Source organism: Streptococcus sp. FSL W8-0197 (assembly GCF_037963785.1).
GTDB classification, from domain to species: domain Bacteria; phylum Bacillota; class Bacilli; order Lactobacillales; family Streptococcaceae; genus Streptococcus; species Streptococcus oralis_CQ.
Genome location: NZ_CP150168.1, coordinates 1,320,212 through 1,333,245 on the forward strand (window position 1 = coordinate 1,320,212; position 13,034 = coordinate 1,333,245).

Consider the following 13,034-nt stretch of genomic DNA (forward strand, 5'->3'; position numbering starts at 1 on the left):
AGCGTCTACCACTTCAACCCTACATGTTCATTCATTTCTTTATAGGCCGTGTCAATTCGTTCCTTGGTCGCCTCGTCCAACTTGTCACGGTGACTGCCTCCCTCGATGAAGTCCTCTAGGATATAGGTCTGATAGAGGAAGAGCGGATAGCCTTCTGGAGAGTAAGTCCCTTTGGGTGTTCGATTGACCCAAGTAGGATGCGCTTTGGCCGTTTCAATCCTAGTCTTGCCATCTTTTTTCTTAATGGTCACATCCATGAGAACACCGCGCTCCGTCCACTTGGCATTTTCCTCATCTTGCATGGTTTCAATGCGTTGATTTGAGAGGAAATTTCCCATGGAGTAGATGATCAGTTTTTTATCACCATCTTTTTCAACCGTCTCAGCAGGTTCAACGACGTGAGGATGCCCTCCAAAAATAATATCAGCTCCCCAGTCAATCATCTTATGGTACAGTGTTTTCTGTTCTTCCGTTGGTTCTAGCTGGTACTCAATTCCCATCTGAGGCATGATGACAGTAATATCTGCTTCCTTCTCTGCACGCTCGATTTCTGCCTTCATCTTATCTTCATTCAAATCAGAAAGATAGCGATTATAGTCCTCTTGAGAGATATACTGCTCAATGCCATTAAAACCGTAAGAATAGGCCAGGAGAGCTACCTTGATACCATTGACTTCCTTGATGACTATAGGTGCTTGGTCTCGGGATTCATGCGTGTAGACTCCGATGGGTGTCATTCCAGCCTTTTCAATAGCTTGAGCCGTTGAAACCACTCCCTCAATTTGAGAATCCAAAATATGATTATGAGCCAAGTCTAGAACTTGGTAGCCTGCATCCTTGATCGCATCCATGACTTCTCCTGGAGCATTAAAGAGAGGATAACCTGCCAAATAGTGGTCCTTGTTCACCGTTCCTTCAAAGTCACCAATCACCAAATCCGCTTGTTTGAGCCAGGGTTTCACATACTCAAAATTTTCATGGAAATCATAGGTCCCATCTTCTTTAAGAGCTGTTCGGTAGATGGGGATATGGTAGAGAAGGTCACCATTTGCCATGATACGTGCCGTCGTTTCACCAGACTGATTTTCCTTGGATTGACTGGAAGTACTTGCAGAATCAAGAGTTTGACTACTAGGACTCGTTCCCTTACTACCTTGTACTGCTCGAACTAATAAGTTTCCCCCCATGGATAAGGCAACTGCAAGCAATAACACAATAATAAACTGGGCATTGGTCCAGGATTTATAATTCCGAAAGAAATCAACACTAGTTCTCCACACCCCATAAAGAGAGTCCTGAGACCGTCTATCTTGTCGCTTTTCCATCTTTATTCCCCCCTTGCTTTTACTGCAAGTCTTTTCTTTTATTATACCACAGACAAAAGAGGAATACCGTTTATTATATTATTTTTTAGGAACTTCTGCGACTTTCTTTCTCGCCTATTTTGTGTTATCATGTAGAGGTAATGAAAGGAGAGAAAATGTCTGCAATAGAACGTATTACAAAAGCTGCTCACTTAATTGATATGAACGATATTATCCGCGAGGGGAATCCGACGCTTCGCGCAGTTGCTGAGGAAGTCACTTTCCCACTGCCTGACCAGGAAATCATCCTTGGCGAAAAGATGATGCAATTCCTCAAACATTCCCAAGATCCTGTTATGGCTGAGAAAATGGGGCTCCGCGGTGGTGTTGGGCTGGCTGCTCCCCAACTCGATATTTCAAAACGCATTATTGCCGTCTTGGTCCCAAATATTGTGGAAGAAGGTGAAACTCCACAGGAAGCCTACGACTTGCAAGCTATTATGTACAATCCAAAAATTGTCTCTCACTCTGTTCAGGACGCTGCTCTTGGCGAAGGAGAAGGTTGCCTGTCTGTTGACCGAAACGGACCTGGCTATGTAGTCCGCCATGCTCGCGTTACTGTTGACTACTTTGACAAAGATGGCGAAAAACACCGTATCAAGCTCAAAGGATACAACTCTATCGTTGTCCAACATGAAATTGATCATCTAAACGGAATCATGTTTTACGATCGTATCAATGAGAAAGATCCATTTGCTGTTAAAGATGGTTTACTGATTCTGGAATAAAGAAAATCCCGTTGCAAGACGGGGTTTTGTGTTATAATAGAGGCATGAAAACAAATGATATTGTCTATGGCGTCCACGCCGTTACAGAAGCCCTCCTTGCAAACACTGGAAATAAACTTTACCTCCAAGAAGACCTTCGAGGTAAGAATGTTGAAAAAGTCAAGGAACTGGCTACAGAAAAGAAGGTATCCATTTCTTGGACTTCAAAAAAATCCCTCTCTGAAATGACCGAAGGCGCTGTCCATCAAGGATTTGTCCTTCGAGTTTCCGAATTTGCCTATAGCGAGCTAGATCACATTCTTGCCAAAACGCGTCAAGAAGAAAACCCTTTGCTATTGATTCTGGACGGGTTGACTGATCCTCATAATCTAGGTTCTATCTTAAGAACCGCTGATGCGACCAATGTTTCAGGTGTCATCATTCCCAAGCACCGTGCTGTCGGAGTGACTCCTGTCGTTGCCAAAACGGCCACAGGTGCTATTGAGCATGTACCGATTGTGCGAGTTACCAACCTCAGTCAAACCCTAGACAAACTCAAGGCTGAAGGCTTCTGGACCTTTGGAACGGATATGAACGGTACTCCTTGCCACAAGTGGAATACAAAAGGGAAAATCGCCCTCATCATCGGAAATGAAGGAAAAGGCATCTCCAGCAACATCAAAAAACAGGTTGATGAGATGATTACCATTCCGATGAATGGGCATGTTCAAAGCCTCAATGCCAGTGTTGCTGCAGCCATTCTCATGTACGAAGTTTTCCGAAACCGACTATAAAAAAGTTTCCAATCAAGTGATTGGAAACTTTTTTATGATTATACTCAATGAAAATCAAAGAGCAAACTAGGAAGCTAGCTGTAGACAGCTCAAAACACTGTTTTGAGGTTGTGGATAGAACTGACGAAGTCAGTACCCCTACCTACGGCAAGGCGAAGCTGACGCGGTTTGAAGAGATTTTCGAAGTGTATTAACTGTGTTCGGTGATAAACTTGTATGCTTCTTGACCCGCGATAGCCCCATCTCCAACTGCTGTTGTCACTTGGCGAAGGTCTTTTTGGCGAACATCCCCAACCGCAAAGATACCGTCAACTCCAGTTTTCATGTGGTTATCTGTCACAATCCAGCCTGCCTGGTCTTGAATATTCAATTCTTTAACAAAATCGCTAACAGGATCCAAACCGACATAGATAAAGACACCACCGAAGGCTTGCTCTGTCACTTGACCCGTTTTTACATTTTCAAATACGACAGATTCTACTCGGTTTTCACCTTTGATTTCCTTGACAACAGAATCCCAGATAAAGTTGACTTTCTCATTTGCAAAAGCACGGTCTTGCAAAACCTTTTGGGCACGAAGTTCATCGCGACGGTGAACAATAGTGACGGACTTGGCAAAGCGAGTCAAGAAGAGAGCTTCTTCTACCGCTGAATCTCCACCACCAACTACGAGCAAGTCTTGATCACGGAAGAAAGCTCCATCACAGACCGCACAGTAAGAAACACCTCGACTGTTCAGTTCTTCTTCTCCGGGAACTCCCAAAAGACGGTGTTTAGAACCAGTTGCCACGATGACAGTACGGGTTTCATAAACTTGGTCATCAGTGATTACCTTCTTATAGTCACCCTGGTCTTCAATATTTTCAACATAGCCATAAAGATGCTCCACCCCAAGGTTTTCAAGTGGTTCAAACATCTTTTCAGCCAATTCAGGTCCACTGATGTTGGCATAACCTGGATAGTTTTCAATATCAGATGTGTTATTCATTTGCCCTCCTGGCAGACCACCTTCAATCAAAGCCACTTTCAGATTGCTTCGAGCAGCATATAAGGCAGCGGTCATTCCCGCAGGTCCAGCACCGACAATAATCGTATCGTACATTTCGATTCCTTCTTTCTTGTTGTAACTATCTTTATTCTAACTCATTCTTGCTAGTCACGCAAGGATTATGCCTTGAAAACCAAGAGCAAACTCATGACGGCAAAGGATAACACCGGAATGACCAAAACTCCAATCATAATCATATCATAGAGATGGGCTTGGCGAGCTTTGGCTGTCTTGTCCACACCAGACATAGCTCTCAATCCAATCCAAATCCCCAGAAAAATCACGACAAGGATGGTCGTTAAGATCAAACTCTCGAAATACAAAGAAAATAGATGCAGTAGCATGATCTCTCTCGTTTCTATCTTTTTTAAAGAGTAAACTCAGCTAGTCCAACTAACTGAGTTTTCCTTTTTCTATTATATCAAATATAAGTCCGTTTGTAACTAGCGAAGAATTCTTTTGTTCGTTCTTCTTTCGGATGATTGATGATTTCATCCGGTGTGCCAGACTCGATGATTTTCCCTTTATCTAGGAATAAAACCTTGTCTGCCACTTGGGCTACAAAAGACATATCGTGACTGACCAAAATCATGGTCTGACCTGACTTGGCAGCGTCTGCAATAGACTTTTCTACCTCACCGACCAACTCTGGGTCCAGTGCCGACGTTGGTTCGTCCAAGAGCAAGACATCTGGTTTCATAGCAAGCGCACGCGCGAGGGCAACTCGTTGCTTTTGTCCACCTGATAAGTGGCGAGGATAATGGTTTTCACGGTCAGAAAGACCAACCTTGGCCAACTCTTCCTTGGCGATTTTTGTTGCTTCCTCATCCGATAATTTCTTAACGACAACCAAACCTTCCTTGACATTGTCAAGAGCTGTTCGGCGTTCAAACAGATTAAACTGTTGGAAAACCATAGACAACTTGCGACGAAGGGTTAGGATTTCTTCTTGGCTAATCTGAGAAAAATCAACTTTAAAATTGTCAATCTGAATCGTTCCACTATCTGGAGTTTCAAGATAGTTTAAACTTCGAAGAAAGGTTGATTTCCCAGCTCCAGATGAACCAATCAAAGCCACTACCTCACCTTTTTGGATTTCCAAGTTCAGATGATCCAAGACTGTCTGGCCTGAAAAGGATTTGCTTAAATTCGAAATCTTAATCATTAACGAAGGTCTCCTTTCACATCTGTAGACACTGTATCCGGCGCTGAGATAGCCATTTTTCTCTCGATGAAACGGCCGAGGCTTTCAATTCCGATATTGACCACCCAATAAACAAGGGCTACGGAGATGAAGCGTTCAAAATAGCGGTAATCTGCTCCACCTAAAATCTGAGCTTGGGCAAAGACCTCCACAACACCTGCGCTAAAGGCTAGAGAAGTCCCCTTGGTCAAACCGATGAGGGAATTAATCAAGGTTGGAGTCGCAACTACCGCCGCATTTGGAATAATCACGCGACGGTAAACTTGAGCTCGCGTCATACCCAAACTGCGTGCCGCCTCAATTTCACCGGGATTAACAGAAAGGATGGCTGCACGAATCGTTTCACTTGCATAAGCCGCCTCATTAAAAGCAAAGGCCACAATCGCAAAAAGCGCTGCTGGAATCGCATTGATATTGAGACCAGTTCCCCATTGTTGGTTGATAGCTTTCAGCGCTAAAGGTATCCCGTAGTAGGTCAACATAAGTTGAACTAGGATTGGGGTACCTTTTAAGAAACTGACGAAAAAGGCCTGCAAGGGATATAGAATCTTTACACGATTGATCTTTACAATGGCAAAAATCAAGGCAAGTAGCAAACCAAAGAGTGCACCTCCAAGCGTCAACATCAAGGTTGTAGGCAGTTGTTGGACAATCCTTGGAATTCCATCAAAGACCGAACGCAAACTAAAGAGCTTACCATCCGGAATGAGTTGCATCAAACTTTGGTACCAATCTGATGCTAAAAATGTTGTAACAGTCATAAAAACATCCTCTCCTGATAATGATTCATTCTATCATACTTCTGCTCGCAAGCAAATTATTTGCTACGGGCTACTCAGACTTTGTCTATCTTCTAGTTTATCACACTTTAAAACAGGGAGGCTATATATTTTACCTATCAAGGAGATAAATAAAAACTATCTCAAACCTAAGTCCTCATAGGTTTTTCTATAGCCGATTTGTTTAACAGCACCATTCTCCACCAAAATTGGACGTTTCAATAACATACCATCACTCGCTAGAAGCTTGGCTGCTTCTTGTTTTGACAAACTTCCCACCTTATCTTTCAAGCCCAGTTCACGATATTTGATCCCGCTGGTATTGAAAAATTGTTTCACTTCAAAACCGGAAGTTTCCAACCAGTTTAAAATCACGTCTTCACTTGGTGTTTCTTCTACGATGTGGACATCTTGGTATTCCAGTCCAAGTTGATCTAATTCATTTTTTGCTTTCTTACAAGTTGAACACTTTGGGTATTCGATAAATTCTAACATCTTCTTTTCTTTCTATTTTTTATTTTCTTGAAATGCTACACCTTCATGTTGCAAGAGCCAGGCTTTCTTTTCGACTCCAGATGCATATCCTGTCAGACGATTGCCTGACCCCAGCACACGATGACAGGGTACTAGTATGGACCAAGGATTACGCCCCACTGCTCCGCCAATCGCTTGAGCAGAAGTCACTTGCAAGTCTTTCGCTATTTGTCCATAAGTTACTGTCTGACCATAAGGAATGGCCTGTAAATAAGTCCAGACTCGCTTTTCAAAATCTGTTCCAATAGGAGCCAGAGGTAAGGAAGACAAATCTTGAGCACCTCCATCAAAGTAAGTATCTAAATAGGAAATAACCTGGTCTAGGACAGGATGTTTCTTAACTACTTCTATACTATCTCCAGCGATTCCCCTCTCAAAATGAGTTTGGTCCTGTACCCAAATTCCATACAGATATTGCTCGTCAGCAACTAAGGATAAGGTTCCAATTGGCGACGGGTAGAGCATTTTTGCGTACTTATTCTGCTTCATTTTTTTAATTTCTGATAGGCCAAACGTTCCCCATCAACTGGAACCTTACCAACCTGTTGGAAGCCTAGCTTTTCAAAGATATGCTGCATGGCCTTGTTTTGTGCATGCATATCTGAACGAAAATCTAGATAATCAAAACCTTCAATCAAGCCTTCTAGGAAAGTCTGAGCAACACCTTGTCCTTGGACATCTGCTGCCACAGCGATACGGTGAAAGACCAGATATTCTGATTCTCCCCCCTGCCAACTCCCTTCATAAATGGCTTCATAGGCTTCCTCTGGGCTCTTGGTCACAGCAGCATAAGCTAGCAGTTCTCCTTCTTCCAAGGCCACATAAGCTTGACCTGAGATGATATCATCGATAATGATGTCGGCATTTGGATAGCCATTTTGCCACTGGTCACTACCGGACTTGGCTAAGCACTTTTTAGCATCCTCCATCACCTGCATAATCGCATCTACTTCGTTTGGAAAAGCTAAACGAATCTCCATCTTTTCCCCTCATTTCTAATTATTTTCTCTCATCATAGCATAATTTAAAGCTTTCTACAAGCAGTTGAAACTTGACTTTTGTTTTTTATTATTTTATAATCTAGTTATCAAAACTAGATAAAAAGGAGTTGGAAATGAATTCTAACTTTTCCTACCCAAAATGGGAAGACATTCCAAATATTGACCTCTATCTGGATCAGGTTTTGCTTTATGTCAATCAAGTCTGTGCCCCTATCTCTCCAGATAAAGACAAGGGACTAACAGCATCCATGGTCAATAACTATGTCAAACATGGTTACCTGACAAAGCCAGACAAGAAAAAATACCAACGCAGACAGATTGCCCGTTTGATTGCCATCACCACTCTCAAGTCTGTCTTTTCGATCCAAGAAATCGCTCAGACCCTCAATACTCTGCAAACTCAAGCGAGCTCAGACCAGCTCTACGATGCTTTTGTAGACTACATGAACCATGGGATTGATCCAGAAAATCCTATTATCCAAACTAGCTGTCAAACGGTTAAACTCTATCATCAAACTCTAGACTTAATCCTTATCAAAGAAGAGGAGGAAATCCAATGAATACCAGTCTAAAGCTCAGTAAAAAACTCAGTTTTGGAGAGGAGATTGCCAATAGCGTGACCCATGCTGTGGGTGCCGTTATCATGCTCATCTTGCTCCCTATTTCATCCACCTATAGTTATGAAGCACACGGATTTTTATCATCTTTTGGTGTTTCAATCTTTGTTATCAGTCTCTTTCTCATGTTCCTCTCGTCAACCATTTACCACTCTATGGCCTATGGTTCGACCCACAAATACGTCTTGCGAATCATCGACCATTCTATGATTTATGTGGCTATCGCAGGCTCTTATACGCCGGTCGTATTGACTTTGATGAATAACTGGTTTGGCTATCTGATCATTGCCATTCAGTGGGGAACGACCATCTTTGGCATCCTCTATAAAATCTTTGCTAAAAAGGTCAATGAGAAATTCAGCCTTGCCCTTTACCTGATCATGGGCTGGTTGGTTCTGGCTATCATTCCTGCCATTATCAGTCAAACAACACCAATTTTTTGGAGTCTCATGGTAACTGGCGGACTCTGTTATACAGTTGGAGCTGGATTTTACGCTAAGAAAAAACCTTATTTCCACATGATCTGGCATCTCTTTATCTTAGCTGCGTCTGCACTCCAGTACATTGCTATTGTTTATTACATGTAAAAAAGTTGAGAATCATTTTCTCAACTTTTTTCTTTACACATATTGATAAAATACTGGTGCAAGCGAGCATCATCTGTCAATTCTGGATGAAAAGAAGTTACCAGCATATTTTTTTCTTTGGCTGCAACGATTTGATCATCAACTGTTGCTAGAATTTCTACGCCCTCTCCAACACTGCTGATAATCGGTCCACGGATAAAGGTCATGGGAATCTGACCGACTCCCTTACATTCTGCCTCTGTATAGAAGCTTCCTAGTTGGCGCCCATAAGCATTGCGCTCAACTACTATGTCCATAGTCGCTAGATGACTTTCTTCCTGAGAAATGATTTCCTTAGCCAGCAAAATTAAGCCCGCACAAGTTCCAAAGACTGGTAGTCCAGAAAGAATGGCTTCTCGGATGGGAATCAACATCTGCTGGTCACGCAAGAGTTTGCCCATGGTTGTAGATTCTCCACCAGGCAAAATCAAACCGGACAAGTCACTCTGATGTTGTTGAAAATCATCTAAATTTCTGATTTCGACACTAACAACACCTAACTTTTCTAACACTTTTGCATGCTCTGCAAAGGCGCCTTGCAAGGCTAGTATTCCGATTCTCATCTATTTTCCTCGCTCTGCCATGAGAATTTGGATTTCATTCTCATTGATACCAACCATGGCTTCCCCTAGATCTTCAGAGATTTGAGCCAGAATTTGAGGATTTTGGTAGTTGGTTACGGCCTTAACAATAGCACTTGCTCGTTTAACAGGGTCGCCTGACTTGAAAATACCTGAACCGACAAAGACGCCCTCTGCCCCCAATTGCATCATCAGCGCAGCATCTGCTGGCGTTGCCACACCTCCAGCTGCAAAGTTAACAACTGGCAATTTTCCATGTTCATGAACGTATTGGACTAATTCTACAGGGACTTGCAAGTCCTTGGCAGCCACATAGAGTTCATCTTCACGTAGATTTTGAATACGGCGAATTTCTTGATTCATCATACGCATATGGCGAACAGCTTGAACAATGTCACCTGTCCCCGGTTCTCCTTTTGTGCGAATCATGGAAGCTCCTTCAGCGATACGGCGCAAGGCTTCACCCAAGTCCTTAGCTCCGCAGACAAAAGGAACTTGGAATTCCTTCTTATCCACATGGAAACGGTCGTCAGCTGGAGACAGCACTTCACTCTCATCGATATAGTCAATCTCAATAGCCTCTAAAATCTGAGCTTCAACAAAATGCCCGATTCTGACCTTGGCCATCACTGGAATACTGACCGCTTCTTGGATTTCCTTAATCATCTTTGGATCACTCATACGGGAAACCCCACCAGCTGCACGAATATCAGCTGGAATTCGCTCCAAGGCCATAACAGCTGCCGCACCAGCAGCCTCTGCGATACGAGCCTGTTCAGGGTTCTGAACGTCCATGATAACCCCACCTTTGAGCATCTGTGCCAAGTTTTTATTTAGTTCATAACGATTTTCAGTCATTTCTTAATCCTCATCATTTGTATTGGTAGCTACCATTTCATTTTAAGCCAGATTAGAATGAAGTACAAGATAAAAAAAGGATAATTGTATGGGTACAGATTGATACTCAATGAAAATCAAAGAGCAAACTAGGAAGCTAGCCGCAGGTTGCTCAAAGCACTGCTTTGAGGTTGTAGATAGAACTGACGAAGTCAGTAACATATATACGGTAAGGCGAAGCTGACGTGGTTTGAAGAGATTTTCGAAGAGTATAACTAAAAAACTATCTGACCTTAACCTAAGGCCAGATAGCTCATCATTTTTTATTTTTCAGCTGTAAGTGCAGCCATTGTGATGTAGTTGTATGGTTTGTTAAAGTGTGGCAAGAAGAATAGATCTGTCAAAGCCAACTTGTCAATTGTCACATGCTCTTGGATAGCAAGTGAGAACATATGAATTCCCATGCTGATAGCAGAATCACGTGATACCATTTGAGCGCCAAGAATTTCGCGGCTGTCTTTGTCAAAGACAATCTTGATGGCAACTTCGTGGTTGTCATGTTTGATAAATTCTGGTTTTTGAAGATCGTTAAAGCCTGTTTCAGTTGCATTATAGCCTGCAGCTTTGGCTTTTTCAAGAGTCAAACCAGTCGAAACCATGTGAAGACCGTAGATAGAGATACCGTTTGATCCTTGAACTCCGATTCCTTCCAATTCATGTCCACAAGCGTTATAAGCACCAACGATACCAGTACGTACAGCGTTAGATGCAAGAGCGATGTAGCTTGTATCTTTACGTGCATTGTCATAAACAGTCGCACAGTCACCAACAGCGTATACACCTGGGATAGATGTTTCTTGTTTCTTATCTACAAGGAAGGCACCATTGCGGAAGAGTTCAATCTTACCGTCAGCAAGAGCTGTATTTGGACGGAAACCAACAGCAAGAACCACCATATCCACATCAAATGTTTCTTTGTCTGTTACCAAGCGTTCAACTTTTCCATCACCTTGGATGGCTTTAACTGTCTGACCAAGAGCCAAGCGGATGTTGTGGTCTTCCAAGTTCTTCGCCATCATTTGGGTAAAGTCTTTGTCATAGTAGCCGTTCAAGACAGTGTCTACGATATCAACAAGGACAACTTCTTTTCCAAGACGCTCAAAAGCTTCAGCAAGCTCAACACCGATGTAACCACCACCAACAACGGCAATGCGCTCAAGGTGTTTGCTCTTGTCTTCAAGTTTTTCAATAACTTCCTCAGCGTTTTGGTACAATTTAACAAATTGTACATTTTCAAGAGTCGCTTTGAATTCGCGGTTGCCCTTAACGATTTCAACACCTTCGATTGGAGGCAAGATTGGAGTTGAACCAGTTGCAAAGATCAATTTGTCATAAGACTCTTTGTGTTCTTTACCTTCAACTTCTGCAGTCACAACTTTGTTATCATAGTCAATTGAAAGAACTGGTGAGTTCATGTAAACTTTGGCACCTTTTGCTTCCAATTTTTCTTTATCAGAGTAGAAGAGACCCTCTGGGCCATCAATTTGTTCCCCGATCCAAAGCGCCATTCCACAACCAAGGAATGAAATATTTGAGTTTTGGTCAAATACTACGATTTCGTTCTCATGTCCGAAGTTGTCCAACATGGTATTAATACAAGCTGTACCAGCGTGGTTAGCACCAACTACAACGATTTTACTCATAGAAAAATTCCTACCTTTAATTTTTGATTTACCTTTCTAGTATATCATTTACTGTTAGCGTTTACAAGGCATTTGCTCAGAATTCTCTTTTTTTCAGAAAAAAATACACTTAACATTGATAAATCTAATTTTTCTATCGTTTTCATATTAATTTTGAGCATATTTCTTGACTTTTTGTCAAAATTCATTTGTGAAAACGCTGACTTTATGATATGCTAGATACATGGAAAGAAAATGTAAGGGGTTTAATTTTTCTTTAACGACCTTATATTGAATGATTTCCTATAAAGAGAAAGGAGCTGGTAGCTTGCCTCTTCATTCACGTTCTGAACGGCTAATGGGAACAACTATCACGATTTCATTAGTAGATGAACAGGCTGATTGCCTACTTCAAGGAGCCTTTGATTTGCTCAAGGAGCTCGAATACCGCTTCAACGCCAATAGTCAAGAATCCGAACTGATGGAAATCAACTACAAGGCTGGAATCGCACCTGTTAAGGTTCATCCTGACCTATTTGAACTGATTGCTCTTGGACTAGAGCACAGCCTAGCTCCCTCTAGCCATCTAAATATCAGTATTGGTCCCTTGATTCAAACCTGGCGAATCGGATTTGCAGATGCACGACTTCCAGAGTTAAACGAAATCGAAGCTGTCTTGCCTCTAGTTGACCCGCATTTTATCAAGTTGGATCCGACTAACTCTACTGTTTTTTTAAAGAAGAAAGGAATGAAGCTTGATTTAGGTTGTTTAGCCAAGGGCTATAGTGCAGATAAGGTTGCCCAGTATTTGAAAGAACACGGTGTCACCTCTGCACTGATCAATCTCGGAGGAAATATCCTCACCATCGGGGATAACCAAGCCAAAGAAGGGAAAGCCTGGCAGATTGGGATTCAAGATCCGCGAAATCCTCGTGGCAACCATCTCCTAACCATTCCTGCTTCTAACAAATCCGTTGTCACTTCAGGTATCTATGAACGCCACCTGACAGTAGATGGAAAAGACTATCACCATATCTTTGATAGTGAGACAGGATTCCCTGTCGAAACCGATCTCGCTAGCCTAACGATTATCTCTGATAAATCCGTTGATGGTGAGGTATGGACAACGCGCCTTTTCGGAGAACGAAGCGCTTCTATCCTCTGGCAAGTCGAAAGTATAGATGGAATTGAAGCCATCCTCATCGACAAAGAGGGACGCCTTGCATGTTCTTCAGGCCTTCAAAATTGTATTATGTAAAA

At 42.4% G+C, this 13,034-nt stretch carries 17 protein-coding genes; 6 read left to right on the forward strand and 11 right to left on the reverse strand.

Annotated elements, in window-relative coordinates; genetic code table 11:
• Positions 1-5: 5 nt before the first annotated feature.
• The gene (locus NYE79_RS06715) at positions 6-1,325 is read right to left on the reverse strand and encodes a CapA family protein (protein WP_288203256.1); all 1,320 of its coding nucleotides are present in this window, start codon (positions 1,323-1,325) and stop codon (positions 6-8) included.
• 155 nt (positions 1,326-1,480) lie between these two features.
• On the opposite strand from NYE79_RS06715, the gene def reads away from it, so the two are divergent.
• Genes def through NYE79_RS06730 form a run of 3 tightly spaced genes read left to right on the forward strand, consistent with a single transcriptional unit; the run spans position 1,481 to position 3,059 of the window.
• Entirely contained in the window at positions 1,481-2,092 is a 612-nt protein-coding gene (def, locus tag NYE79_RS06720; RefSeq protein ID WP_339293641.1) for a peptide deformylase, read from the forward strand.
• A 44-nt stretch (positions 2,093-2,136) separates the two neighbouring features.
• On the forward strand, positions 2,137-2,865 hold the full coding sequence (gene rlmB / locus NYE79_RS06725) for a 23S rRNA (guanosine(2251)-2'-O)-methyltransferase RlmB (protein ID WP_042902491.1): 729 nt from the start codon (positions 2,137-2,139) through the stop codon (positions 2,863-2,865).
• Positions 2,866-2,912: 47 nt separating this feature from the next.
• On the forward strand, positions 2,913-3,059 hold the full coding sequence (locus tag NYE79_RS06730) for a hypothetical protein (RefSeq protein ID WP_339293642.1): 147 nt from the start codon (positions 2,913-2,915) through the stop codon (positions 3,057-3,059).
• Here NYE79_RS06730 and trxB read toward each other — a convergent pair.
• From trxB to NYE79_RS06765, 7 genes are all read right to left on the reverse strand, one after another.
• A complete protein-coding gene (gene trxB / locus NYE79_RS06735) occupies positions 3,056-3,967 on the reverse strand; it encodes a thioredoxin-disulfide reductase (RefSeq protein WP_339293643.1) in 912 nt (303 codons plus the stop codon). The genes NYE79_RS06730 and trxB overlap by 4 nt on opposite strands.
• A 65-nt stretch (positions 3,968-4,032) precedes the next feature.
• Positions 4,033-4,257, reverse strand: a complete 225-nt coding sequence (locus tag NYE79_RS06740) for a DUF4059 family protein (protein WP_000924293.1) — start codon at positions 4,255-4,257, stop codon at positions 4,033-4,035.
• A 77-nt stretch (positions 4,258-4,334) separates the two neighbouring features.
• Complete coding sequence (locus NYE79_RS06745) at positions 4,335-5,078, reverse strand: amino acid ABC transporter ATP-binding protein (protein WP_049478336.1); 744 nt, start codon at positions 5,076-5,078, stop codon at positions 4,335-4,337.
• A complete protein-coding gene (locus NYE79_RS06750; RefSeq protein ID WP_000219166.1) occupies positions 5,078-5,878 on the reverse strand; it encodes an amino acid ABC transporter permease in 801 nt (266 codons plus the stop codon). Before NYE79_RS06750 ends, NYE79_RS06745 begins: the two co-directional genes overlap by 1 nt.
• Before the next feature lie 156 nt (positions 5,879-6,034).
• A complete protein-coding gene (locus NYE79_RS06755; RefSeq protein ID WP_007521452.1) occupies positions 6,035-6,391 on the reverse strand; it encodes an arsenate reductase family protein in 357 nt (118 codons plus the stop codon).
• Between the two features lie 12 nt (positions 6,392-6,403).
• Entirely contained in the window at positions 6,404-6,919 is a 516-nt protein-coding gene (locus NYE79_RS06760) for a methylated-DNA--[protein]-cysteine S-methyltransferase (RefSeq protein ID WP_070696949.1), read from the reverse strand.
• On the reverse strand, positions 6,916-7,410 hold the full coding sequence (locus tag NYE79_RS06765; protein ID WP_339293644.1) for a GNAT family N-acetyltransferase: 495 nt from the start codon (positions 7,408-7,410) through the stop codon (positions 6,916-6,918). The genes NYE79_RS06760 and NYE79_RS06765 overlap by 4 nt, the downstream gene beginning before the upstream one ends.
• Before the next feature lie 134 nt (positions 7,411-7,544).
• Here NYE79_RS06765 and NYE79_RS06770 point away from each other — a divergent pair, with 134 nt between their 5' ends.
• Together NYE79_RS06770 and NYE79_RS06775 are read left to right on the forward strand one after the other, a co-directional pair.
• Positions 7,545-7,991: a DUF1836 domain-containing protein gene (locus tag NYE79_RS06770; RefSeq protein WP_049550340.1), complete on the forward strand. Its 447-nt coding sequence runs from the start codon at positions 7,545-7,547 to the stop codon at positions 7,989-7,991.
• Complete coding sequence (locus tag NYE79_RS06775) at positions 7,988-8,635, forward strand: hemolysin III family protein (RefSeq protein WP_001097972.1); 648 nt, start codon at positions 7,988-7,990, stop codon at positions 8,633-8,635. The genes NYE79_RS06770 and NYE79_RS06775 overlap by 4 nt, the downstream gene beginning before the upstream one ends.
• A gap of 20 nt (positions 8,636-8,655) precedes the next feature.
• Here NYE79_RS06775 and pdxT read toward each other — a convergent pair whose 3' ends face one another.
• From pdxT to NYE79_RS06790, 3 genes are all read right to left on the reverse strand, one after another.
• Entirely contained in the window at positions 8,656-9,237 is a 582-nt protein-coding gene (gene pdxT, locus NYE79_RS06780) for a pyridoxal 5'-phosphate synthase glutaminase subunit PdxT (protein WP_339293645.1), read from the reverse strand.
• Entirely contained in the window at positions 9,238-10,113 is an 876-nt protein-coding gene (gene pdxS, locus NYE79_RS06785) for a pyridoxal 5'-phosphate synthase lyase subunit PdxS (RefSeq protein WP_000138520.1), read from the reverse strand.
• 302 nt (positions 10,114-10,415) lie between these two features.
• Positions 10,416-11,795, reverse strand: coding sequence for an FAD-dependent oxidoreductase (locus tag NYE79_RS06790; RefSeq protein ID WP_000036764.1), 1,380 nt, complete (start codon positions 11,793-11,795; stop codon positions 10,416-10,418).
• A 307-nt stretch (positions 11,796-12,102) separates the two neighbouring features.
• Between NYE79_RS06790 and NYE79_RS06795 the strand changes: the two genes are divergently transcribed.
• Complete coding sequence (locus NYE79_RS06795) at positions 12,103-13,032, forward strand: FAD:protein FMN transferase (RefSeq protein WP_070657012.1); 930 nt, start codon at positions 12,103-12,105, stop codon at positions 13,030-13,032.
• Positions 13,033-13,034 lie beyond the last annotated feature (2 nt).